At 50.0% G+C, this 23,486-nt stretch carries 14 protein-coding genes and 1 pseudogene; 2 read left to right on the top strand and 13 right to left on the bottom strand.

Annotated features, from left to right (window positions below):
* Positions 1-6: 6 nt before the first annotated feature.
* Positions 7-627, bottom strand: coding sequence for a nitroreductase family protein (locus FKW31_RS06645; RefSeq protein WP_035353252.1), 621 nt, complete (start codon positions 625-627; stop codon positions 7-9).
* Between the two features lie 32 nt (positions 628-659).
* On the bottom strand, positions 660-1,811 hold the full coding sequence (locus FKW31_RS06640; RefSeq protein ID WP_150178123.1) for an acyl-CoA dehydrogenase family protein: 1,152 nt from the start codon (positions 1,809-1,811) through the stop codon (positions 660-662).
* Between the two features lie 471 nt (positions 1,812-2,282).
* On the opposite strand from FKW31_RS06640, the pseudogene FKW31_RS06635 reads away from it, so the two are divergent.
* Positions 2,283-2,450, top strand: a pseudogene (locus FKW31_RS06635) (LLM class flavin-dependent oxidoreductase); the annotation flags it as partial.
* Positions 2,451-2,452: 2 nt separating this feature from the next.
* Positions 2,453-3,616, top strand: a complete 1,164-nt coding sequence (gene ssuD, locus FKW31_RS06630; protein ID WP_150178122.1) for an FMNH2-dependent alkanesulfonate monooxygenase — start codon at positions 2,453-2,455, stop codon at positions 3,614-3,616.
* Between the two features lie 31 nt (positions 3,617-3,647).
* Here the strand turns inward: ssuD and FKW31_RS06625 are convergent, their stop codons facing one another.
* From FKW31_RS06625 to FKW31_RS06575, 11 genes are all read right to left on the bottom strand, one after another.
* The gene (locus FKW31_RS06625) at positions 3,648-9,674 is read right to left on the bottom strand and encodes a DUF4011 domain-containing protein (RefSeq protein WP_150178121.1); all 6,027 of its coding nucleotides are present in this window, start codon (positions 9,672-9,674) and stop codon (positions 3,648-3,650) included.
* Between the two features lie 167 nt (positions 9,675-9,841).
* The gene (locus tag FKW31_RS06620) at positions 9,842-10,786 is read right to left on the bottom strand and encodes an alpha/beta hydrolase (protein ID WP_150178120.1); all 945 of its coding nucleotides are present in this window, start codon (positions 10,784-10,786) and stop codon (positions 9,842-9,844) included.
* A 178-nt stretch (positions 10,787-10,964) separates the two neighbouring features.
* Positions 10,965-12,767 carry an allophanate hydrolase gene (atzF, locus tag FKW31_RS06615; protein ID WP_150178119.1) on the bottom strand — a complete coding sequence of 601 codons (1,803 nt, stop codon included), beginning with the start codon at positions 12,765-12,767 and terminating at the stop codon, positions 10,965-10,967.
* A gap of 40 nt (positions 12,768-12,807) precedes the next feature.
* Positions 12,808-16,347 (bottom strand): 5-oxoprolinase/urea amidolyase family protein, encoded by a 3,540-nt coding sequence (locus FKW31_RS06610; RefSeq protein ID WP_150178118.1) that lies wholly within the window; start codon positions 16,345-16,347, stop codon positions 12,808-12,810.
* A gap of 18 nt (positions 16,348-16,365) precedes the next feature.
* Positions 16,366-17,010, bottom strand: a complete 645-nt coding sequence (locus FKW31_RS06605; RefSeq protein WP_063354085.1) for an urea amidolyase associated protein UAAP2 — start codon at positions 17,008-17,010, stop codon at positions 16,366-16,368.
* A gap of 16 nt (positions 17,011-17,026) precedes the next feature.
* Complete coding sequence (locus FKW31_RS06600) at positions 17,027-17,830, bottom strand: urea amidolyase associated protein UAAP1 (protein WP_063354084.1); 804 nt, start codon at positions 17,828-17,830, stop codon at positions 17,027-17,029.
* Between the two features lie 41 nt (positions 17,831-17,871).
* Positions 17,872-18,351, bottom strand: a complete 480-nt coding sequence (locus FKW31_RS06595) for a CopG family ribbon-helix-helix protein (RefSeq protein WP_006115504.1) — start codon at positions 18,349-18,351, stop codon at positions 17,872-17,874.
* Positions 18,352-18,362: 11 nt separating this feature from the next.
* Positions 18,363-19,277: an ABC transporter ATP-binding protein gene (locus tag FKW31_RS06590; RefSeq protein WP_150178117.1), complete on the bottom strand. Its 915-nt coding sequence runs from the start codon at positions 19,275-19,277 to the stop codon at positions 18,363-18,365.
* Positions 19,277-20,239: an ABC transporter permease gene (locus FKW31_RS06585; RefSeq protein WP_150178116.1), complete on the bottom strand. Its 963-nt coding sequence runs from the start codon at positions 20,237-20,239 to the stop codon at positions 19,277-19,279. Before FKW31_RS06585 ends, FKW31_RS06590 begins: the two co-directional genes overlap by 1 nt.
* A gap of 20 nt (positions 20,240-20,259) precedes the next feature.
* Positions 20,260-21,249, bottom strand: coding sequence for an ABC transporter substrate-binding protein (locus FKW31_RS06580; protein WP_089179024.1), 990 nt, complete (start codon positions 21,247-21,249; stop codon positions 20,260-20,262).
* Positions 21,250-21,467: 218 nt separating this feature from the next.
* Positions 21,468-23,357, bottom strand: coding sequence for an amidohydrolase family protein (locus FKW31_RS06575; RefSeq protein ID WP_150178115.1), 1,890 nt, complete (start codon positions 23,355-23,357; stop codon positions 21,468-21,470).
* Positions 23,358-23,486: the final 129 nt, after the last annotated feature.

Genomic DNA, 23,486 nt, shown 5'->3' with positions numbered 1-23,486 from the left:
TGGCATTTACTCATCCATATTGGTTTCTTTTGAAGGGTTCCATCTTCCTTCAAAAGAAACTGTGCTGAGAGAATTCCGGCCAGAGGGAACCTCACGTTTTTGCAGGTCTTGCGGTAGAGTTTCTAATTTCCCCTGTCGACCAAGAATAATGGCTGCATGCAGTTCGTATTCTTCTGGTAATTCCAAACCAGCATGGGCCAAAGCGTGGTCAAAGCCACTTATGGGGTGCGTTGCCCAGCCGTTATGCGCTGCTTGAACTTGTATCAGAACAGCGGCGGCACCTGTATCAAATGCATGGGTTGGCAGCGGAGAAGGCTCTCCTGTGCGGTTTGAGAGTGTTATGGTTTGAGATGCCACATAAATGATGGCCGATGCATTTTCTGCCCATGACTGATTAAATGGTATGAGCCATGATAAAAAGCGCTCCCATTCTGCCGTGCCGCGTCGTGCGTAAATAAAGCGCCAAGGCTGTATGTTATAGGCAGAAGGGGCCCATCGTCCAGCATCTATAAGCGAAAGCAACTCTTCTTGACTAATAGCCTCTGGCTGGAATGCTCGTGGAGACCAACGGTTAAGAATGGCGGGGAGCACAGAAGAATTAGGAGCACGATCGGGCGCTGTTGTCATGATTTTTCCAGTAGCAAGAAATGTTTCTGAATTTATGAAAGAGCCTTCTGGCCCGCAATTCGCCTGAGTAATTCTGCATGTGGTGCATGAATACGCCCACATAGCGCATCGCGATGAGCACGCTCTAACGGGTTATGGGCCGATAACCCAGCATTACCTGCCAAGCCAAGTAAAGCGGATGTAAAGTCAGCCGCAGCATCAACAACACGCGTCTTTATAACCGCGGCATGGGCCTTCAGTTCGTGGGGTGGGCGCATAGTTTCTACATCTGTGGCGTAAAGCCGTAACAGCATGGCATTCATGTGCAATGTAATGGTAAATCCACCTACTGCATCGCGCATTGAAGGTAATGTTGCCAGCGGCGCTCCTAGATTGGATGGAACACGGTTTTTCAGGAACTCACAAAACCATGCCAGAGCAGATGTTGCGATGCCATTATACAAAGCACCCAAGAGGCCAGTATTCCATATAACGAGGGTATTGCGCCCTGCGGGGGGTGTATCAGGCGCATAAAGTTCCAGAGCAGCATCAGGGGGCAGGGTAACATCTGTAAACGTGATTTCATGGCTATTGCTGGCACGCATACCGATGTGATCCCAGTTTTCAAGAACATGGATACCGTCTGCCTTGGCGGGCACAATAAATGTGCCAACCTGCGCAGGATCATCACTCGTGCGGGCGCGTACCAAAAGCCAAGATAAACCGGGAATGCCTGTTACATATGCCTTGCGCCCGGTTAAAATCCATCCGGTTGTTGTACGAGTGGCAACTGTGCTGGGCAGTCCACCCTGAGATGTAGACCCAAGATCTGGTTCCGCTAGCAGGATGTTCAGTAATTGATCATGTTGTTCATCTTCTATCCAGCAGGCCGTGTTGCCAGATCCAAATTCATGATGAGCAATGGCGGCACGCACCATGTAATGATTGACCATAACCAACGCCGTAGAAGCATCACCCTGAGCAATCTGTCCAACAATATCCTGCACAACGCCTAGAGTGAATGGAGTAGGGCGCTGTGGTGTAGATATACGTAAAGACAGCAGCCCTGCCTGACGTAGATCATCAATATTTTCCTGAGCAAAAACTCCAGTGCGATCATGATGAGCTGCCCGTGCGGCAAACTGCTGTTTGAGATGCGTGGCTGCATCAATGGCATCGTGCTCGGTCTGTAGATCAATCGGCATGGAATATATATTTCACCATTTTTATAAGGTGGTAATAAGATACAACATTTATGACGTGAATATATATGTCAATGAGAGAATTTTGGCTCGGAAATGTTATAAACCGATCAGATCAACTTCGATTCACAGAAAGAGGGCATTTTAAAACCTATATAGGCGCTTATTTGCGTATGTTATCAAAAAGTGTTCCTTCCATAATGCACTATAAAAATTTGTTGTTTATATAAGAATATATTTTTTAAAAACAACATAATAACAAAAATTAGAAAGCAATTTCTGGTAGAAAATTCATTGTTTCAAACCTAAAAATGCATATAAACTATATATAATAGTGATAATTTTATTGACTCATTTTTTGTGGTTGTTAGCGTATTGGCGTGCGGAATACGCATTTGTAGTAGTTATTATATAATAAGCAACGAGGTCGTAATGACATATCAAGTACGTTCCTCTCAGGGTTTTTCTCTACGGATTGATGACATCAACCTGCGCCACTACCACACGTTTGAAACAGCGCGTGACTTTATTGGCCTGATAACGACGACTGTGCAGCAGCGTGGCCGTTATCGCGCACCTTACGCACTCAAGGCTCCGGCTGAACCGCTTTTCCCCCAAGAAACATTTTTCAAGGTATCCTAATCATGTCCTTCGCAGTTCCTGATAAGATCAATGTGCTCTGGTTCCTGCCCACTCATGGGGACAGTCGCTATTTGGGTACACAAAAAGGCGGCAGACCAGTTGATTTGCCCTACTTACAGCAAATTGCAAAAGCGGCTGATACACTAGGGTATTATGGTGTTTTAATCCCAACCGGGCAGAGTTGCGAAGATAGTTGGGTTGTGGCCTCAGCTTTGGCGCCCATTACAGAACAACTGCGTTACCTGATAGCCGTAAGACCCGGCTTGTTATCTCCCACTTTGGCTGCACGCATGACCGCAACGCTGGACCGTTTTTCTAACGGGCGGTTGCTGATCAATATTGTAACAGGTGGTAATCCGGCTGAAAATGCGGGGGATGGGCTATTTGCCGATCATGCCACACGATATGAAATCACAGATGAATTTCTTGATATCTTCCGTGCGCTGCTGCGTGGTGAGAATGTTAATTTTGGAGGAAAACACTTTACAATAAAAGATGGTCGTCTGCTGTTTCCTGCATATCAGCATAATGGTCCATCTTTGTATTTTGGCGGGTCATCAGAAGCAGCCACGCATGTTGCTGCCAAATCAATCGACAAATATTTGACATGGGGTGAGCCTCCAGCACAGGTGGCCGAAAAAATCAGCCATGTGCGCAAATTAGCGCATGCACAGGGGCGAGAGGTCTCCTTTGGTATTCGCTTGCATGTTATCGTGCGCGAAACGGCAGAAGAAGCATGGCACGAGGCTGACCGCCTGATCAGTCATTTGGATGATGCAACAATTGCAAAAGCTCAGAAAGTTTTTGCTCGGATGGATTCCGTAGGTCAGGCGCGTATGAGCGCACTGCACGGGGGGCGTCGTGACAAACTGGAAATCAGCCCCAACTTATGGGCGGGTGTGGGGCTTGTGCGTGGTGGGGCAGGAACTGCCTTGGTAGGAGACCCGGATACCGTAGCCGAGCGTATTGATGAATACCGTAGGCTCGGTATCGATACATTCATTTTCTCTGGCTACCCGCATCTGGAGGAAGTTTATCGGTTTGGTGAACTCGTGTTGCCCAATCTGCCAACCGCACACTCTGTGCATGGCAAGGCGAACCTGAACAACATGGGGCCTTTTGGTGAAACCGTTGCGGGTGATCACCGCCCAACCCGTGCAGCCTGATTGCCGGGCGGCTATCATGAGTAATGCTGTTTCAGAATGATGGCTCGTCTTGATTGATATTTATCTGGCGTGCTGCTTGCAAAGCTTCAGCAAAGCGCGTGCGTGTTGCTTGCCCCATTCGGCTCATGCCGCAGGCATCGCGCATACGCGTAATGGCTTCATCATCCGGGCAATCAATCGCAATGGCGCGACAGGCAAGATCCACAAGAGCGGGCAGGGGTACCTTGGCAGGATCTACATTTTTTTCTGAAGCGCATGAAGCCAAAGGCAGGCGTGCAGAAACAGGCAGGCGCTCTGACCACAGGAATACGCCAACATTTTCTTCTGTGCGGCCAAGTGATGAAGGAACAGCGCGCTGAATACGCTCTCGGATATCTCTGTTCACCCGTGCAAAGCCATGATCGCGCGAGAGTGTCTGGATCAGCACATCTTCACGTATAACGCCTGCTTCATCCACACTCTGATGAATCAGTTGTGTTAAGGTTGGAAGATAATCTTCCTGATTAAAGCGTGAGGGATCAATAACTGGTTTCTCAGTTGTTGGTGCAACACTCTCAGCCGGAGCCTTGGCGTAAAGGGGTTCCGTTGGTGGTGCAGATATTGCCAACACTTCGGGGGCTGAGGTTTGTGGGGGTGGCTCTATTTGTTGTGTACCCAACGGAGGAGCCGAAATTTCCTCTATTTCGGGGACAATTTCATTCAGGCTTGCAGCAGCCATTGCGGCATCGTGTTCTGCCTGTTCAGCGCGTTTTTTACGGGTTTCTTCCAAAAAGCTGTTCAAGGCACGGTCAATCCGTTCTACTTCACGCGGCGCGTTGGTCCACCAGTCTGTAGACCAAATGCGCAGGATATTCCAACCAAGGTTTTCCAGCACGGCCTGCCGCAATCTATCCCGATCACGCGCAGTGGCGCTTCGGTGGTAGGTGGCACCATCACATTCAATACCTGCCAGAAATGCGGTGGGAAGATCAGGATCAATCACACCCAGATCAATACGGAAGCCGGATACACCCACTTGCGTTGTAACATTCCAGCCTTTGGTGCGCAGCATGGTTGCAACTTCAACTTCAAATACGCTGTCATAACCGCCTACGGAACCTTCATGTGCACCTGCCAATGCTGTTGCACCGCGTTCAGCAAATAGCAGAAAACGGCGCAGATCACGCACACCTGCGGCACGCGTCCGCTCAATTGCAATCTGATCGCCACGGAGTGACCCGAACACAATCAACTGCTCTCTGGCGCGGGTGATGGCAACATTCAGGCGCCGTTCACCACCATCTCGGTTAAGCGGCCCAAAATTCATGGAGATCTTGCCCGTAACATCCGGCCCATACGTTAGAGAGAACAGCATAACATCGCGCTCTTCACCTTGAATATTTTCCAGATTTTTTACAAGCAGAGGCTCTGGTGCCGCATCACCTGTAAATCTTTCAAGGCTAGGATCTTTGCGAATTTCTGCTTCCAGAAGATCCACAATAAGTTTTTGCTGTTCACCATTAAAGGTTACAATACCAACCGAACGTTCACGCCCATCACGCATAATCTTTACTGCTTCCGCAACGACCATACGTGCTTCTACAGGGTTGGTGTGGGATCCGTTGCGTCCGGGTTCGTAAACACCTTTGGGCACAAAACGGAACGACACAGCCTGATCGGATGTAACAGGTGAGGGAAAGGTAACAAGGTTGCCGCTATAATATGTCTGGTTGGAAAAAGCGATCAGGCTTTCATGGCGGCTCCGATAATGCCATTCCAGACTAATGGCAGGAATACCAGCCCCAAGACATTCGTCCAAGATGGAATCAAGGTCTGTCATTTCATCGGATGTCGCAACATCGTCAGCAGCTCTGCCTGCCACAAAAAAGTCTGTTGGCGGAAGCTGCTTGGGGTCCCCAACAACAATAACCTGTTTTCCCCGGCCAATAGCGCCAATGGCATCCCATGTTGCAATCTGGGATGCTTCATCAAAAATCACCAGATCGAAAGGTTCTGCATCTGCTGGTAGATATTGGGCAACTGAAAGCGGGCTCATCATCAGGCATGGGGTTAATGTTCGCAGGGCGCTGGGCATTTTCTCTGCCAATTGGCGCACCGGAAGATGACGTGTCTTTTTTGCAATTTCGCGGGTTAATACTTTGTATTCGGGATCGTGCTGCCGCGCAGCTTCCCCCGGAATTTTTCCTGCCAAGCGTGCGCGTATCAACCGTATGGCAAGGTTTTTCAGTTTTTCATCAAGTTCACGAAAACGCAGAATGCGGCCTTCATGAGTTGCCGCCACAAAACCGCTTAACAATGCGGAATCACTTACGGCATGCATGGTCCACCAGCGGGCGTAATTGGCCTCAAAAACAGAAAGAACATCTTCTGGCGTAACCAGACCGTGCTCAATTGCTGTCACCAGCGGTGTTAAGCCCAGTTGTGCTGCATGGTGGCAGGCACGTTGCCATGCACACCAATCTCGTAATTCACGCGCAGAGTTTTTCCAGTTTTGTAGTTTTTCCTGGATTTCGCTGAGCCAGTCAGCAGCTTTAGGGCTTACCAAGGTGCTGATATTACTGGCACTGCACTCGGCAAGTGTTTTTAGGGTTGCTTCTAGTGATGAAAAGGCAGCTCGATACTGCGTTATCACAGTATGAACACTGCCGCCCAGTGCCAGCAGGTCTTGCCCTTCTGTCAATAAGGTTTTGAGATGAGCACGTGCAGAGAGAAGGGCGGCAGTATCTGTCATACATCCGCCAAGCTGGCTTCTGGCGCGTTGGCCCCATTCAAAAACAAGATTTATCTGATCGAAATCTGTATCAAGACCGCGCCATAGAGCACCAATATGTGCCTTGTGCGGTGCTTCCTCCAGCTTGCTGGCTATAGTCTTGCGTTTCACCAGCTTTTCCAGATCGCTTTCGCAATCTTCCGGCATCGCTATGGCATGATCATTCAACCGCTTGCGGATGGATTTTTGCCCCATGGAACGGGCTAAGAGCCATTTATCCTTTGTTGTCTGCCATTCAGCAAGAATGTCAGACACAGGCAGTGTGCCAACGCTTTCTTTCCAACGTGTATTCAGGTCTTCAGTCAAGGCGCTGTGTTGGGCAACATGTTCTTTTTCAGCAAGCACCTGATCGCAAATGTCCTGAGCGGTATCTCCAAACGCCCAACCTGCTGCATGTGGCTGTAATAAATGTGCACATAGCGCATCAATCTGACCAAGGCGCACAAACGATAAATTATCTGCCCCTAACGCAAGCGCCTTGACCACATCATGTGCCGCGTTGCGGAGCTTTCCCAAGGCTACCAGTGTTCCATTGACTGTATCCAGCAACCGAGCCTCCCATAGCGGAGACCATTCTGTTTGCTCAAGCCCGGCTAATTGGGGCGATACAACAATATCACCAATACGGGCATACAGTGTGGCAAGGTCTTCAGCGGCCTGCACGAGGTTGTCGTAATCTGTTTTTGAATGCGTATCAGCATTAAGCCACTCAAGAGGAACGCGTACGATTTTTTCTTCCTGCGCACGCAATGTCATGCCAATACCGCGGTAAGGCGTCCAGCCATTTCGGTATGGGGTGTGGAGCGCATGAACATAAGCATTCAGTTCAAGGCGCAATGCATCAAGCGCTTGTTTGGTGTGTGCGTATTCTTCTTGCTGAAAATCCTCCAACGCGGCTTGAGCAGATTGAAATTGCTGGAGCACACCCATTTTATTGGCTTTGGGCGAAAACAGATCCAGACAGAATTCAGCAATGCCCAGCTTTTCCAGCCGATTACGCACAACTTCCAGTGCAGTGCGTTTTTCGGCCACAAACAGCACGGTGCGGCCTTGTGCAAGGGTGTTGGCAATAATGTTGCCAATGGTCTGGCTTTTACCTGTTCCGGGCGGCCCAATCAGCACAAAATTTTCGCCCGCAGCCGCACGCGCAACAGCCTTGAGTTGTGATGAATCTGCTTCCATCGGGCAAACCAGATCGGCTTCAGCCAATGCTGTATCAAGATCCTGAGAAGCATCAAATCCGACGGGTGGTGTTGCACCATCTTGTTTGGTTTCTTTGACACCATTTAACAGGCGGCTTGCAACATCATTGGTGGCGAGCTTGTCGCGCCGTTCAAGAAGGTCTTTCCACATTAAGAACTTTGAAAAACTTAATGTTGTCAGGCTAACGTGTTCACGAATTTCCCAGCCCGGAATATGGCGTAGGTGAAGCCGGAACGCTTCGATAATTTTTGGCACATCCAGCCCCGAAGCATCTTCGGGAAGATTTTCATGCTCCAGTAGGGGGATGCGGATATCATAATCCGCTCGCAGCATTTCCAGCAGTGTTGTGTTTATGCGGGTTTCATCGCTATGGGCGCGCAGCGTAAAGGGAGATTTGATACTGGCCCGTTCCAGAATAACCGGAACAAGAATAAGCGGCGCCAGATAAGGTTTACTCTTGTCCTGTGGTGTCCAAGCCAAAGCTCCTATGGTTAGAAAGAGCACGTTTGTGCCACCTTCCTGTTCGGCGGCTCTGGCTTGACGATAAATCTCGATAAGGGCGTTCTGGAGGTTCTCTTTCTTGCGCGGAACAACAATCTCACGCCGCGTAAGAGCCTCTATAGCATAGGCGCGTGCGGTATCCTCATGATGGCGCCCTTGATGAAGCGCCTTGTTGCGGGGGTCTGCTTCATCCATCAGGTCTGGTGCGGAAATAAAGCGCAAAGGTTTGGCGTTACCGCCAGCACGCATGTCTGCCAGCATGTCTTCCAGCGCTGCTGGCTCTGGGCAATCAATTTCAATCTGCTGACGGTCAGACTTTGGTAGATTAAGCAGGCGGTTGCGTGCCGACATATCAAGAAGGCGATTGCACCAGCGCTGAACACGATCAGCCGGGCGATCTGGTAGCTGTTCTTCCTCCCGTTCTTCCCGCAGGGTAGGAGCAGCTTCAAAGAGCGGCTGTTCGGAAGCATCTTCCGAGGCTTCATCAAGATTTGTATCTGTATGAGAACCCGGCGTAGAAAGTGGGCGAATGCGGCGAAGACGTGCGCGGTGCACATCAATAATTTCGCGGAATGCGTCCTCATCATCATCGCCGATATCACGCAGGTTGGCTTCTCCGCGCTCACAAGCCGTTGCAAAACCAGGTTTGCGGGCCGCCGTTACCAGCGTTGTTTCGAAAACCCGCAGGTCATCAAGTTTCAGCCGGTTACGTATGCCCGGAAGGTCTTGAACAATAGATGCCCCCGCATCCTGCTGAGAAAGCCAGAACCCCGCAAAGGCATGCCCTTTGGTAAGGACAATCAAGGGGCGCAGGCCTATGGCCTCAAGGCAGGCGGCAAATAGAACAGTGGTATCCAGACAGGTGGCAAGCCGTTCTTCATACACCTGAGAGGGGAGGCGAATGCGTTGCCCATGTTCTACAAACGATGCAGGAGGGTTGATATAGGTGATGTTTAACCCACAAATGGCACACCAAAGCGCCTGTGCCTGCGCCCATACTCTGGCTTTATCGCCCTGATACCCTTCCAGAGAAGGAGATTGCCCTGCCTGCCGTAAAATATCGGAAGCAGTGCGCAAAATACGGGCTATCGCAGGGTCATTCGGTAAAACAAATGCGGCAAGAATATCGGGAATACCACATAGGCCGCCCCACTCATTCCGTGCCAATACACGAACATCACGGGTGATTCTGGTTAATTCCTGCTCTCCGGCATGTGCGGTAACAGTTACTACGGCTTTGGATGCTTCAGTTTGGGCAGAGAGCAATGCCCCATCAAGCGTGATATCACGGTCATTCAGCACACGCAGTTCTTGGGGCCGAACCTGCTGCAACATCCACGAACGCGGCGTAAGAAAGGGGGGTTCACTGCTGATGCTCACTTCAACAGTAGGATATTCGATCTCGGTTTTGTTGTCGAAGGCAAGCTCTTCAAGAATGGGAACACTGTTTTCCCAAAGGCTTGCATTTACGGCTTCTTGTAGCGCGATTTGCAGTACAGGAGTTTCGGTAGGCTGGGGTTGATCGGTGTCTTCAGAAATCTGTTTATGCTCTGTATCCACCGAAAATTCCCCTTTATCTGCCATGTTCATGCGCTCAATAACACAACTCTCTATCGTATTATGACAAAGTTATGCGTGTTTCATGAGAAAGAGGAGTGTCCGTAATTGGTAACAGATTTGCAAGTGATGGAAGAATGTTCCTTCTACTAATTATCCCTAATTCTAAAACCAAAATAACAGATATGTGCGCATTAGAGCAGGCGACGCACAGCTTCTAACACATCATGGCGCACACGTTCGCCAAGGGCAGAAGGCAGCAGATCAAAGGCATGCACTGCGTTTGCATAAACGATAAGTTCTGTTGGCACGGCCGCTTTCCATAGGCGATGCGCAAAAGTTATATCTTCATCACGAAACAGATCCAGTGCACCCGTGATAATGAATGTTGCTGGCAATCCAGAGAGATCGGGCATGAAGGCGGGTGATAAATAGCCAAACCGCGGATCATCAGCCGCCAGCTTTCCACGCACGGCAGACCATGCGTGTTGGTTTTGGGCGCGTGTCCAGACAAATTCTCCAGTTGTAGGATCATCAGAAGGTGCATTTGCACCACCTGTGCGCAAATCAAGCATTGGGTAAATTAAAACTTGGGCGTGTAATTTCACCTTGCCACGATCACGCGCCAGAAGGGCTGTGGCGGAAGCTAGGCAACCTCCACCACTATCGCCCATAACCATGATACGATCGGGATCAATCCCCATTTCTTCCGCACAGTCATGCAGCCATATAAGGGCAGCATAAACGTCTTCCAGGCCACCAGGGAAAGGCGCTTCGGGTGCAAGCCGATAATCAACCGAGACAATCATGGTGCCTGTTTCAGATGCCAGTCGGCCCAGCGTGCCAGCCTGCATGTCGGGCGTACCTGCAATCATCCCGCCACCATGAACATAGAGAATAGCAGACGTTGTTCTTTTGGATTTAGGTGGGTGAAACAAGATGATACGAACATCAGGAGCGTCATCAGTGCCGGGAACCAACTGCTCCTCATATTGAATCGATCTGGAATTTAAAAGAGCTGTTGTTCCTTCCACCAAGTCGCGGCGGAATGCCATCAAATCATCCTGTTCAGGATCGAAGGCCGGAAATGAAGCCACCATGTTGCGCTGTTCGGCATCGACTAAACCGAGGGTAGTCATTGGGTGAACTCTCCATTTCTCTCAAGAACAACAATCATCATAAAGGGCAGTTACTCAAGATCACAATGGCCCTACAATAATGTGAATTATCGAGGTGTTTGGATAACGAAAGCCCCTCCAATAAAGCAGGCAGCACCTCATAATGTAATTGCCTTGAAGATGAGACTTTAAGTGTCGTTTACCGCGTCTGCATGTAATACCGCCAGCCACCAGTTTCCGTAATATCGACACCACTACGGGCTACGGCTTCGCTACAGAGAAAGCCGCAAACCTCTTTCCCATTCTCTAACGTAATCCGACCGATGGACATGGGTTGTGGAACAGAAGCTACAAAGCGCCCAAAGCCTGCGGCATCAAGCTCATAAACCTCCACTTCCAGCCCATTACCCTTAAAGCCCCGTTCGCGCACAAGGCCGGGCTTGGGGGGCGTGGCATCGGGTAGGGCAAACAGGCGATAATCTGGGGCCGTGCGTGTGGTACTCCGTAAAACAGCATGTTCCTGCTCAAGCTGCCAGTGCAGGGGAAAGCCTTCGAGATGCGCTCCAACCACAGCCAGAAGCACACGATCATGGGCTAGAGTATCATTGGCTTCTTTTGATACGGGTTTATCCGTGCGTGTTGCCCCAATAGCTTCATTTAAAGCATCATGAAAACGCCCGGCCAATTTGGCCAAATCTTGATCGGTGAAGGCCGGGGCAATAAATGTTACCCCAAAAGGAAGGCCATCTGGCGCAAACCCGGCAGGTACAGCACAGGCTGCCATATCAAGCAGATTTACAAAATTGGTATAGGCACCTAGTAAACTATTGGCTGCAATGGGTTGCTCAATAACCTCCTGCTTTGTAACAATACGCGGCACCGTTGGCAGCAGCATGATGTCAAAGTCAGCCCACATGCGTTGTGCTGTTTGCTGGAGGCTATGTTGGCGATAAATGCCCTCAAACACATCTGTGGCTGTATATTTTTGGGCACCATCAATGATAGCGCCAACTGTTGGGTCCATACCCTGACGATGCGTGCTGTAAAAATCCTTTATCGCGGCTAATCTTTCCACCACAAAGGGGCCGTTATAGAGCAGGGCTGCGGTTTCCTTTAGGGGCGCAAAATCCAATTCAACGGGCGTGCCGCCCATCTGTTCGAGCAGATGAATGGCATGGGCATAGAGCGCAGCATTTGCAGCGTTACCATCAAAAAACCGATCTTCTTGTTTCAGCACCCCGAACCGAAAGGTTGTAAGGGGCAATGCCCGGGTATCTTGTGCACGCGAGTAGGGTGCGCGTGCATCTGGTGCAGCGGAAATCTGCTCAACATCCCACGCATCAGCAGTTGAACCTGCAAAAACTGAGATACAATCTAGAGATTCACAGGCAGAAACAAGGCCATATGTGCTGAGCACACCTCGTGATGGTTTAAGCCCAACAATATTGTTAAATGCAGCTGGCACGCGGCCCGAACCCGCCGTATCTGTGCCAAGCGCGAACGATACCAACCCAGCGGAAACAGCAACAGCAGACCCAGAACTTGAACCGCCAGAAACATAGTCAGGGTTAAACACACAATGTGGTTGGCCATAAGGTGAGCGCATTCCAACAAGGCCAGTTGCAAACTGGTCAAGGTTGGTTTTGCCGATAACAAGAGCGCCCGCAGCTTCCAAACGTTGTACAACCTCAGCGCTTTCTTGGGGCGTGTAGGCAAAGGCCGGGCATGCAGCGGTTGTGGGCAAACCTGCAACGTCAATATTATCTTTTACAGCAAACGGAATACCGTAAAGCGGAAGATCAACGGCAGTTTGTCTTTCCAATTCAGCAGCGCGGGCCAAGAGTTTTTCTGTTGGAACCCGGCTGATCCACACAGCCGGATCTTGGGTGGTATAGGCATCAATACGTGCAATAACTTCATGCACCATGTTGGTAGGTGTAAGCGTTCCGGCGCGATAGGCGGAAAGCAGCGGGGTGATCTGCAACATATTGGGCAGGGTCATGTTTTTTCCTGTTCTATCAGCGTTGGAGGAGCATAAAAAATCAGCTTGTACGGACAACCATAATGCGTTCACCACCTCGCACTTCGCGCCCTTTGCGACAGAGAATTTCAGTCACGATACCGGTGGCTGGGGAGGAAATCTTCATTTCCGTTTTCATGGATTCAATAATGGCGACTGTATCGCCTACCTTAACGTGGTCCCCCACGTTTACAGGCAGTTGCCATACGTTGCCGGGTACGGGGCTATCCACCCCCATATGGCCTTCGGGTAGGATAGATTCATCAGCCTGATTATCATTCGTTTCTTCCTCGAATGTATCAAGGCCCTTCGCAATCCAGTCTTGCCGTTCAGCTTCAAAGGCGGCTTGTTGCCGGGCTTGAGCAGCGGCAATTTCTTTCTTATTGCTTTCAAGAAAAGCGCGATATTCCTTCAGGCTGAACTGTGTTTCCTCAATCTTGACGGAAAAACGGCCATACGGAAAAGCAGCACGCGCTTCCATCAGCTCATCATGCGAAACAGGATAGAAACGGATCTGATCAAAAAATCTTAAAAGCCACGGCGTACCTTCATGAAACACATCTGTTGTGCGCCATGTATTCCAAACCTGCGTGGTACGGCCAAATAGCTGATAACCGCCAGGGCCTTCCATGCCATAGATGCACATATAGCTTCCGCCAATACCCACCACGTTATCTGGTGTCCATGTACGGGCGGGGTTGTATTTGGTGGTTACAAGCCGATGGCGCGGATCAATAGGGGTGGCGACAGGGGCGCCCAGATAAACATCGCCTAACCCCATAACAAGGTAAGAGGCGCTGAAGATGATGTTCTTTACAGACTCAATGGAAGGAAGGCCGTTAATACGCCGTATGAACTCAATGTTAGAAGGGCACCATGGCGCATTTGGCCGTACAAGCTCCTGATAACGCTGCATGGCCAAGCGTGCCTGCTCATCATCCCATGATACGGGCAGATGCACGATACGGCTTGGCACCACAATGTCATCATCGCCTGAAGGCAGAGCTTGCTCAATGCCATGCAGGGTTTCCAGCAGAGTGGAAAGAGAGATGACATCAGGATTGTAATGCACCTGTAGGGAGCGAATACCGGGCGTAAGGTCTATAATACCCTTTATGGCTTCGGCTTTTAGACGTTCCAGCATGAGTTGCGCACGCAGCCGCAATGTAACGTCCAGTTCTGGCGGGCCGAATTCGAGCAGCAGATAGTTTTCACCCGCACGGCGGTACACAACTGGGATTTCGCCTTCCGAACGAAAGAGAATAGGGCTGTCACCCATAATAGGAGCTGGCAGAAAATCCACGTTCAGCGGTTGAGGCTGCACGCGGCGGAAACGCACTTTGTCTCCGGGATGCAACTGCCCCATTTTCCACAATTCATCACGCACAAGCACGGCTGGGCACACAAAGCCACCCAAACTGGGGCCGTCCGGCCCCAGCAGGATGGGCATATCCCCTGTAAAATCGATTGCGCCAATGGCATAGGCATTGTCATGAATGTTGGAGGGGTGCAGCCCAGCTTCACCGCCATCTGTGCGTGCCCAGCGTGGTTTAGGCCCAATCAGCCGAACACCAGTGCGTGCGCTGTTGAAGTGCACTTCATATTCGCTGGAAAATAGCTCTGCAATATCTTCATCTCGGAAGAAATCTGGCGCGCCATGTGGGCCGTATAGCACGCCCAGTTCCCACATGCGGGTTAGCTCGGGGCGATCTTCCTGCGCAATGGTGGTTGTGGGGCGCGCATCTGCCTGTGGGGCTGCAAGGCGTAAAACATCACCCGTACGCAATTGGCCTGTAGCATGGCCACCAAACTGCCCAAGCATGAATGTGGCGCAAGATCCCAGATAAAGCGGTGCATCAATACCCCCCCGAATGGCAAGGTAAGTGCGATGGCCAGCCCCCTTAATCTGCCCCAAAGCTAAAATCTGACCGGCCTTGATCGCAACAGGTTCCCAGTAAGGCACCTCTTTGCCATCCAGTGTGGCAGGCATAAATGCCCCAGAAAGACCAATGGTGGCAGGAGCGTTAAAGCGAAGAACCGGGCCAGAAACGGTGAACTCCAAAGCCGCTACACCATCCGCATTGCCAACAATGCGATTAGCCAGCCGAAAGTTGCGATCATCCATAGGGCCGCTGGGGGGCACACCTACATCCCAGTATCCAATGCGCCCGGGCCAGTCCTGCACGGTAGATTGCAAACCCGGAGAGATGACTTCAATAGTCGTTGGCATATAGGCAAAGTTATTGAGAAGACCTGTAAATACACGTCCCTCAAGTACGGCAGGAGCCGATGTAATGGCACGTAGGTAATCTAGGTTGCTTTCCAGCCCCCCTATGCGGGAGCGAGAAAGAGCCTCATGAAGTTTATGGAAGGCATCCTCTCGCGTAGCCCCGTGCGCAATAACTTTTGCCAGCATTGGATCGTAGTAAGGGGTTACTTCGGTGCCGGTTTCTATCCATCCATCTACCCGCACGTTTGGTGCAAAACTTACCTCGGTAAGGCGACCAGTTGAGGGACGGAAATTTTCGGCAGGATTTTCAGCATAAACACGCGCTTCCACTGCCACGCCTTGCGGAATAAGGCTGTCCTGCGGTGGTAAGATCAGACTGCCATCTGCTTGGCGTACCATCCATTCCACAAGGTCTATGCCAAATACCTCTTCGGTAACGCAGTGCTCAACCTGTAGCCGGGTGTTTACTTCAAGAAAATAGAACTCGCTACTTTCGGTGTCGTAGATAAACTCCACTGTGCCAGCGGATTCATATGCAACGGCAGAACCTAATGCACGGGCTGCTTCACGCAGGCCTTGGCGGGTTGTAGCTGAAAGGCCGGGGGCCGGGGTTTCTTCAATAACCTTCTGGTTGCGGCGCTGCAGGGAACAATCGCGCTCACCTAGCGTGAGAATATTGCCTTTTCCATCCCCAAAAATTTGCACTTCAACGTGGCGGGCGCAGGCAATAAATTTTTCAAGAAAAACGCGTGCATCGCCAAAATTATTGCCGCCCATACGAGAGACCGCAGCAAAGCAATCTCGCAATTCTGTCTCGTTATGGCACACTTGCATGCCAATGCCACCACCACCTGCCGTACTTTTAAGCATGACGGGATAACCAATACGCGCGGCTTCAATTGCGGCTTCATCGGCTGAGTTCAGGATATCAGAACCGGGCAGGAGCGGCACGTTGTTCTGTTTGGCCAGCTCACGCGCTGTATGCTTAAGGCCGAACATACGCATATGTTCAGGGCGTGGCCCCATGAAGCGAATACCGCGTTCGGCCAGTTTTTCAGCAAATTCCGCACGTTCGCTAAGGAACCCATAACCGGGATGAACAGCCTGTGCGCCCGTGTTGGAACAAGCATCCAGAATAGCATCCATGTTCAGATAACTATCTGTTACTGCAGCCGGACCAAGCAGCACGGCTTCATCTGCTTCCAGAACAGGGGGCGTAAAGCGATCTGCTTCCGAGCATACCGCTACAGAAGCGATGTTCATGCGCTGGAGTGTGCGACTGACACGCCGGACAATTTCTCCACGATTGGCAATGAGAACCTTAGTGAACATAGCTAATCTTTCGGTGTGTCAAATAGAAGCGGGGTCACCAATAACCACGCGGATAGGCGTGGGTGTGAAACCGTTGCAGGGATTGTTGACCTGTGGGCAGTTTGACAGCACAACAAGCGTATCCATTTCGGCACGCAAATCAACAAAACCACCGGGGATGGAAAGCCCATCGTCAATAACCAGTTCACCATTTTGCATAATGGGAACATTCATGAAGAAATTGACATTATTGACGATATCACGCTTGCCCATGCCGTATTTTTCTACTTCCAGAAGGAAGTTTTCACGGCATGCATGCATATATTTTGTTTCGTGCCCAAAGCGTACAGTATTGGATTCACAGCTACAGGCACCGGCCAGCGTATCATGGCGCCCGCAAGTATCTTCCACAACTGTCATGAGCACATTGCCTTCGTTAGAAAACAGGCGTCCACCTTTACCAATATAGGCAGATCCCTGATTCAGAAGAGTGTCTTGCGCGCTGTAACGTTCGTAATAAGCATGTGCATTATAGAACAGGGCATCCACCGCCTGCTGGCTTTCAAGGTCAATAATGCGCAAAACCTGCCCCTTGCGCACAACGCCAGACCACGGCACGCGGGCAGGCACAACCTGATCTAGAGTGATGGCAGAGAAAACTTTGCTGATATCATATTCTGGCATGGGTCTGGTTCCTGGATCAGGCAAAGAGGGGATCTGTGTTTTCGAAGCCACGGCGGGCTTCTTCGCAAAATGTCCGGCAAAGATCATCTGGCTTAAAAGCAGGAGCTTGCCAGCGCACGGCATCAATTGGGGCAGGGGCAAAGGTTTTATCTGGTGCCAATGGGTGCGGACAGTTGGAGACAGCAACAAGCAGATTCATTTCTGCACGCAGATCTACATAGTCCCCCGGCTGCACATCGCCTTCAACCCAGCGGAAGCTGCCATCTGCTTGCGTGCTGATATGAGAGAAAAAACTGATGCAGGATGTAACATCATGCTGGGCCATATCATGCTTGCCAGCAATCAAGCGCAGATTGTTCCGGGTATTACGCAAGCCCGCATTACCAAAATTGCGCGCATTGCTTTGCGGCGTGCTGCCACCCATGAGTGTATCACTAAAGCCGCAGGAATCATTGATAATGGAAGCAAGTACACGCCCCATATCAGAGAACAGAACACGCCCTGTTGTCAGGCATGTGGTCCATTGCAGTTTGATGGTGTCACCCGCGTTGTAACGTTCACTATGATCATCTGCGTTCCAAATGCCTACGGAAACACCATTATTGCCATGGGTATTGATCAGCCGCAGCGCCTGCCCACGTGGTAAAAGTGTGCTCCAGTACCAACCTCCCGGTATGGTTTCACGGTGCAGAACGCTGCCTTCTGCCATTTCAATAGGCGCAGCAGCAGGGCGTGCACTATTTTCCTTGAGCAATGCTTGATCGCGAAGCTGGTTGTAGCGGGCGCGATACCATTCGGGGGTCTGTTGATCTATCTGCATGGAACGCTCCTGTGTTGTGGAGTGAATTGAAAAAATGATATTCAGCACGGCACAGTGTCGAGCTGTGGGGGACGGCCTTTTTCATGAACAGGCGGAATAAGAGACGCAATAAGATGGAGTTTTCCCGAAATAACCCCAGATTGCGTCATAAACTGATCTGCAATTTCCTGAAGCTTTTTGACCTGCCCTTGCACCAGAAGCACCTCAAGTGTCTGACGGCGTACGAGGTTGACATGCAGGGAGCTGATAACTTCAGCCAGATTTTCGTATTGCAGTTCAGCCAGTTTTTGGGAAAGACCCGTTGCGGCGTTGTTGTAAAAGAGAATGATGACACCAGCCATCAACTCTTCAGCACAGTCTTTCCGTGATGCCATAAGCTCCTGATGCAGGATGTTCTGTATGGCTTGTGAACGACTGGCATAACCTTTTTCGGCCACCATGGCATCCAGTTCGTGCAAGATCCCCGGTGGCAGAGAAACGCTGATACGGCTGACCTGTTCTTTTGTTTCCCGGCTGCTCATGAGTGTTCGTCCTATTCCGCCTTATCTGTTACGAGGGTGAGGAGGGGGATGTTGAAATCTTCCGCTCCTTCATCCGTTTCCTCGGTGTTATCACCAAAGGAGCGAATGAGTGCCTCCAGATGGGCTTTTGTCGCGAGGAATTCGTCTGAGGTCATCTGTGTAGCCCGGCGGGGGCGGGAAAGCGGTACTTCGATAACTTCCTCTACCCGGCCCGGACGTGGCTTAAGCACAAGTATCCGGTCTGCCAGATAAATGGCTTCATCCAGATCATGGGTGATAAAAACAATGGTAATGTCTATTTTGCGCCAGATCTCCATCAGATAATTCTGCATTTTCAGGCGTGTCTGGGCATCCAGCGCGCTGAAGGATTCATCCATCAGCAGCACGCGTGGGCGTGCAGCTAATGCGCGCACAATGGCAACGCGTTGTTGCATGCCGCCTGAAAGCTGATGCGGGAAAGAAGATGCAAATTGTTCCAGCCCCACAATCTGGAGCCATTGCATGGCTTCTCGGCGCGCTTCCACCTTGGAAGTTCCGCCCATTTCAATGCCAAACATTACATTGCGGCATACATCCATCCATGGAAAGAGCGTGTATTTCTGAAACACCATGCCGCGATCAGGGCCGGGGCCATTTACTGGTTTTCCATCCACAAGGATACGCCCTGTGGTCGTGTCTTCCAGCCCGGCAAGAATGCGGATAAGTGTAGATTTACCGCAACCGGATGGGCCAACAACACATACAAATTCACGCCGATGGATGTCTAATTTGATGTCTTCCAGCGCTATGGTCTGGTTACGCTTTTGGGTGAATACTTTTCCAACATGGTCAATTTTCAATACACATTCACGCTGTTTGATGTGCGCCATGCGTTCAGCCACATCTGGCGGTAAAATGCGATAGTCAGGGAGAGAATTTTGGGTCATCAGGCATTCTCCCTTTTCCATGTAAAGAACTTACGTGCCAGCAGGCCCAGAACCATATCTGTGCCCAGCCCGACAATTCCGATAAGAGCCATAGCCGCGTACACATTATCAAAATGCTGGTAGCGGGCTTGTTGTGTAATAAACCACGTAATACCAGATGATGTGCCAATCAGCTCCGCTACGATCAAATACGTCCAAGCCCAACCCAGCAGGATGCGTTGATCACGGTACAGATCAGGCAGAATCCCCGGTATCACCACACGAAAAAGCAGTCTTAATCCGCGTGCACCAAGTGTGCGTGCCGCCTCAATAAGGGCAAAATCCAGTTTGCGGGTTGTGTTGGCAATAACAAGTATTTGCTGGAACAGCGTGCCAATAACAATAATAGCAATCTTGGGCGCATCATAAATACCAAGAATAGCAACAGCGAGTGCGCCAAAGGCAGGGGCAGGCAGGTAGCGAAAAAAATCTACCGATGGCTCAATAAGGCGCGCCATGGCTGGCAAAGCGCCACACAACACACCCAACGGCACCCCGATGAGTGACGAGATAACAAAACCCCAGAAAATAATCCGAATACTGTGCCCGAAAGCCTGCGTGATGGAATGCTCTGCACCAGTTGGAGCCGCAGAGGTAAACGCATGCATGAAGGCTGACAGCACCTCTCCAGGGGATGGGAAATAAACAGGGTTTGTTGCAATTCCTTGTGGAGCGGGCAGTTGTTTTGCTCGCATCTCATCCACAGCGCGGTTGAAGTCTGCGCGCTTCATCCTCATGCCGGATTCAAGATAATCTTCTCCACCGGGATCAGTGATGAGCACCTGCGGATGCCATATAAAAGGCAGGTAGCTTACAGCACTCCATGTTAGTAAAGGTAGGAGAACCGCCAGAATACCGAACACTCCACGTGCCGTTCGGTCTGTCCGGCCATACAATCTCCATGAGGCGGCAAGGCCTTGCATCGCGGTCTCCTACCTCAGCCTTATTTCACGGCGTTTACAAAGGATGGATCAATGTAGCTGCCCACATTTTGCGGCGTTTTATACACGCCGTAACGTACATTGAAGGCATCAGAGATGGCAGAAGAACCGTAGAGAGAGTCCAAACCATCCTTTTTTGTAAAGACAGTTTTATCATCTGAAAGTGTCAGAAGATGCGTGCCTTTTAGGAAGCGTTTGTAAGTGTTTGGAGAAACCCCTGTGCGGGTTGCCATAATGCGTAGGGCATCAGGCTGCGTTTTGGGATCCTGAATGTAAGTAACAACACGATCCCACACACCAACCAACCGCTGCCATTGATCACGGTTATCATGCAAGGACTGTGGATCAACAACGATAGTATCATAAATCAATCCGGGCACTTCATGCGATGTAAACACAGGGCGCGCTCCGGGCACCATATGTAAGGCTTGGCCTGCATTAGGCTGCCAAGCAGCCACGGCTGCAACTTCGCCAGAAGCCAGAACCTGAGGGGTTTCATTGGTTTTGGTATTAACTAGCTTGACATCTTTCTCGCTCATACCGGCTTTTTCCAAACCTTTGAGCAAAAGGAGATGATCTACCAATCCTTCTTCAACCGCAACAGATTTGCCCTTAAGGCCCTGCATATCGGTAATTCCCGGCTGGGCCACCACCATATCATTGCCATCGGAATAGTCTGTTACAAGGATCATCTCCCCCTTGTGGCCATTTGCGCCTGTTACCAGTGCATCACCATTTGTTGCCATAACAGCATCAAGCTTGTGTGCAGAAAAGGCATCCAGAGAGGCACTGTAATCAAACCACTGGAAGTCGGCATCCACGCCAGCTTCCTTCAGCCAGCCTTTATCAATGGCAACTTGCCATGCAACCCAACCGGGCCAGTCGCTATAACCAACTTTCAGTGTTGCAGCAGATGCGGAGGCCGAGACAAAAGTTGCCGCAGCACAAACACCAGCCAAGAGAGCTTTCCGGAGAGGCGAGAGCAGATGCATGTGAGAACTCCAGTAATACGAATATGTAAAATCGTATTACTCATTCTCTAGCGTATCTGCTTTGGTTGCAACATAAAAATGTTCCTAATCCGGAACTATTTTTTTATATGCACTAACGTATTGATTTTATTTATTTTTTCTTAGCCACATGCTCAGAACTGCTGTCAGTATCAGTTCTAGAAAGAAAATTCCTGAATAAATACTACATAATCAAATAGTTACCTAGATCCTCCTTCCTGCGCATGGTCTTTTGCCCTGATTACCCGTCCGTATGCAGTTTTCCCGAATTCTTCTGAATACGTGCCGTTATCCCATGCTACTTTCCCGCCGATAATAACGCTCCGTACAACGGCATCTGGACGATTAACAATTTGCCTGCATCCGAATTCAGGGCGGTACATGAAGTGGTAGGTTTTTTCTGGGTTCCATTGTGCAAGAGCGACAGGGTCAATAATACAAAGATCAGCTTGTGCACCGAGGCACACCAATCCTGCATTGATTCCGAAAAATTTTGCAGGAAGTTCTGTCAGGCGATGAACCATGCAAGAAACCTGCTGCAATCCTTCTTGCTGTGCAATTTTTAATGCACGCAGGTTTCCGTCATAAAAACCAATATTGGCAAGATGTGCGCCACTGTCATTAAAACCCGGTAGGGTTTGATTGTGAAACAGGAGCTTTCTGAGTGTTTTGGCATTACGGTTTGCAAAAGTTGTTTCCCAACGTAAATCTGTATCCCATGCCCGCAGCAAATGGAGGAAAAATGCTGCATCATCTTTGATTGGGTTTGGAAAGCTTGCGAAAAATTCCGTTTCTTCATCATGCTGAAAAACATCATGACCATTTGAAGCTTGATACTTGAGAAGCCTGCGATAAGGGGCTTCCAGCGCGTCTCCAACCCAATCGGTCAGTGGGCATTCTGCTACAATCATGTCATTGAGTTGCCGAGTTAGCACAACATCTTCCAAACGGAGCCTCCGCAACATTCTGGCAAGAGACCAACCGTTTTTTCCCTTAAGCCACATTTTTCGGAATGCTTTGACCCATGCGGGGGCATTGAGAATGTGGCCACGTCCTTGACGGTCATCAAGTTCCAGTTCGTTGAGAACCCGAAACTCTGGCACTTCATCCGCTATCGGATTGATGGCACCATCACTCCAGATACGAAATGATGATGATAAAGCCTGAAAGCGTAAATTTCCTTTCAGCATTGGGGAATTCAGAATGGAAGATAGTAGAAGGCAAAGGTACATGGCGGAACGATTGGTTTGTAGGTCAATCGCTGCCAATACTGTTGTTTTAAGCGGTTGTTTGTAAAGGCGTCCGCTGGTCAGCATAAAACTGCGTACTGCGGCAAAAATATCGTCTTTGGGGGGAGTGGCCTGCCAAACGCGATTATAACGTCTTACAATATTTGTAAGCCGGGATAATTCTGGAAAGCGCGCATACTGGGTCGGGATTTTTTTCTTTGTGTTTGGTGTGTTGGCAAGGAAATGAAAAGGCAGTGCATCGGTTGAGAAACCAGCATAACCTTGAGACATACCGGCTTCCAGAAGTTGCGCCATTTGGGCAAGCTCCTGCTTTGTTGGTTCTCTGCTGATAGATGCGGTTAACCCCATGACTTCAATCCTGAGCATGGAATGAGGTATGAGCGGCACCACATTAGGCCCCAGTGGCAGGCTTTCCAGATGGTGAAGATAACCTTGTGAATCTGACCATGAGCAGGCATCCGCAACCCGGCTTAGAACAGACTTTGGCATATTCTCAACCCTTGCGAAGCAATCAACAATAGGGTCTTCACCATTGCGGCGCTGATGACCATACGTCACGCCAATGGAGCAATTGCTTATAACAACAGTTGTGGTTCCGTGGCATACTACTTCTGGCAATTCAGGGGCAAGTTCGATTTCCAGATCAAGATGTGTATGAATATCCAGTAATCCTGGCATTAACCACAAACCCTGACATTCCATCTCGATAGCACCGTGTATGGCTTCAAGATGAGTGCCGATTGCAGTAATTTTGCCATCGGTTATGGCAACGTCTGCAATGACGGGAGATTTTCCACGGCCATCGAACAAAATGCTGTTTCGGCAAATAATATCAACCATATATATCTCCGAAAGCGGCGCAGGGAGACATGAAGAACAGAGCTCTGCGTATAATGGTCGTTTTGCCAGCCACCACTTATCTAATAACAACAGGTTTGAAGAAAATTAGTTTCTGAATAAATAAATTTA

The sequence above is a fragment of the Acetobacter sp. DmW_136 genome (assembly GCF_008690365.1).
In the GTDB taxonomy this organism is placed as follows: Bacteria; Pseudomonadota; Alphaproteobacteria; order Acetobacterales; family Acetobacteraceae; genus Acetobacter; species Acetobacter oryzifermentans.
The sequence above is the reverse complement of the archived record's forward strand: the minus strand, read 5'-3'. Positions and strand labels throughout refer to the sequence as shown.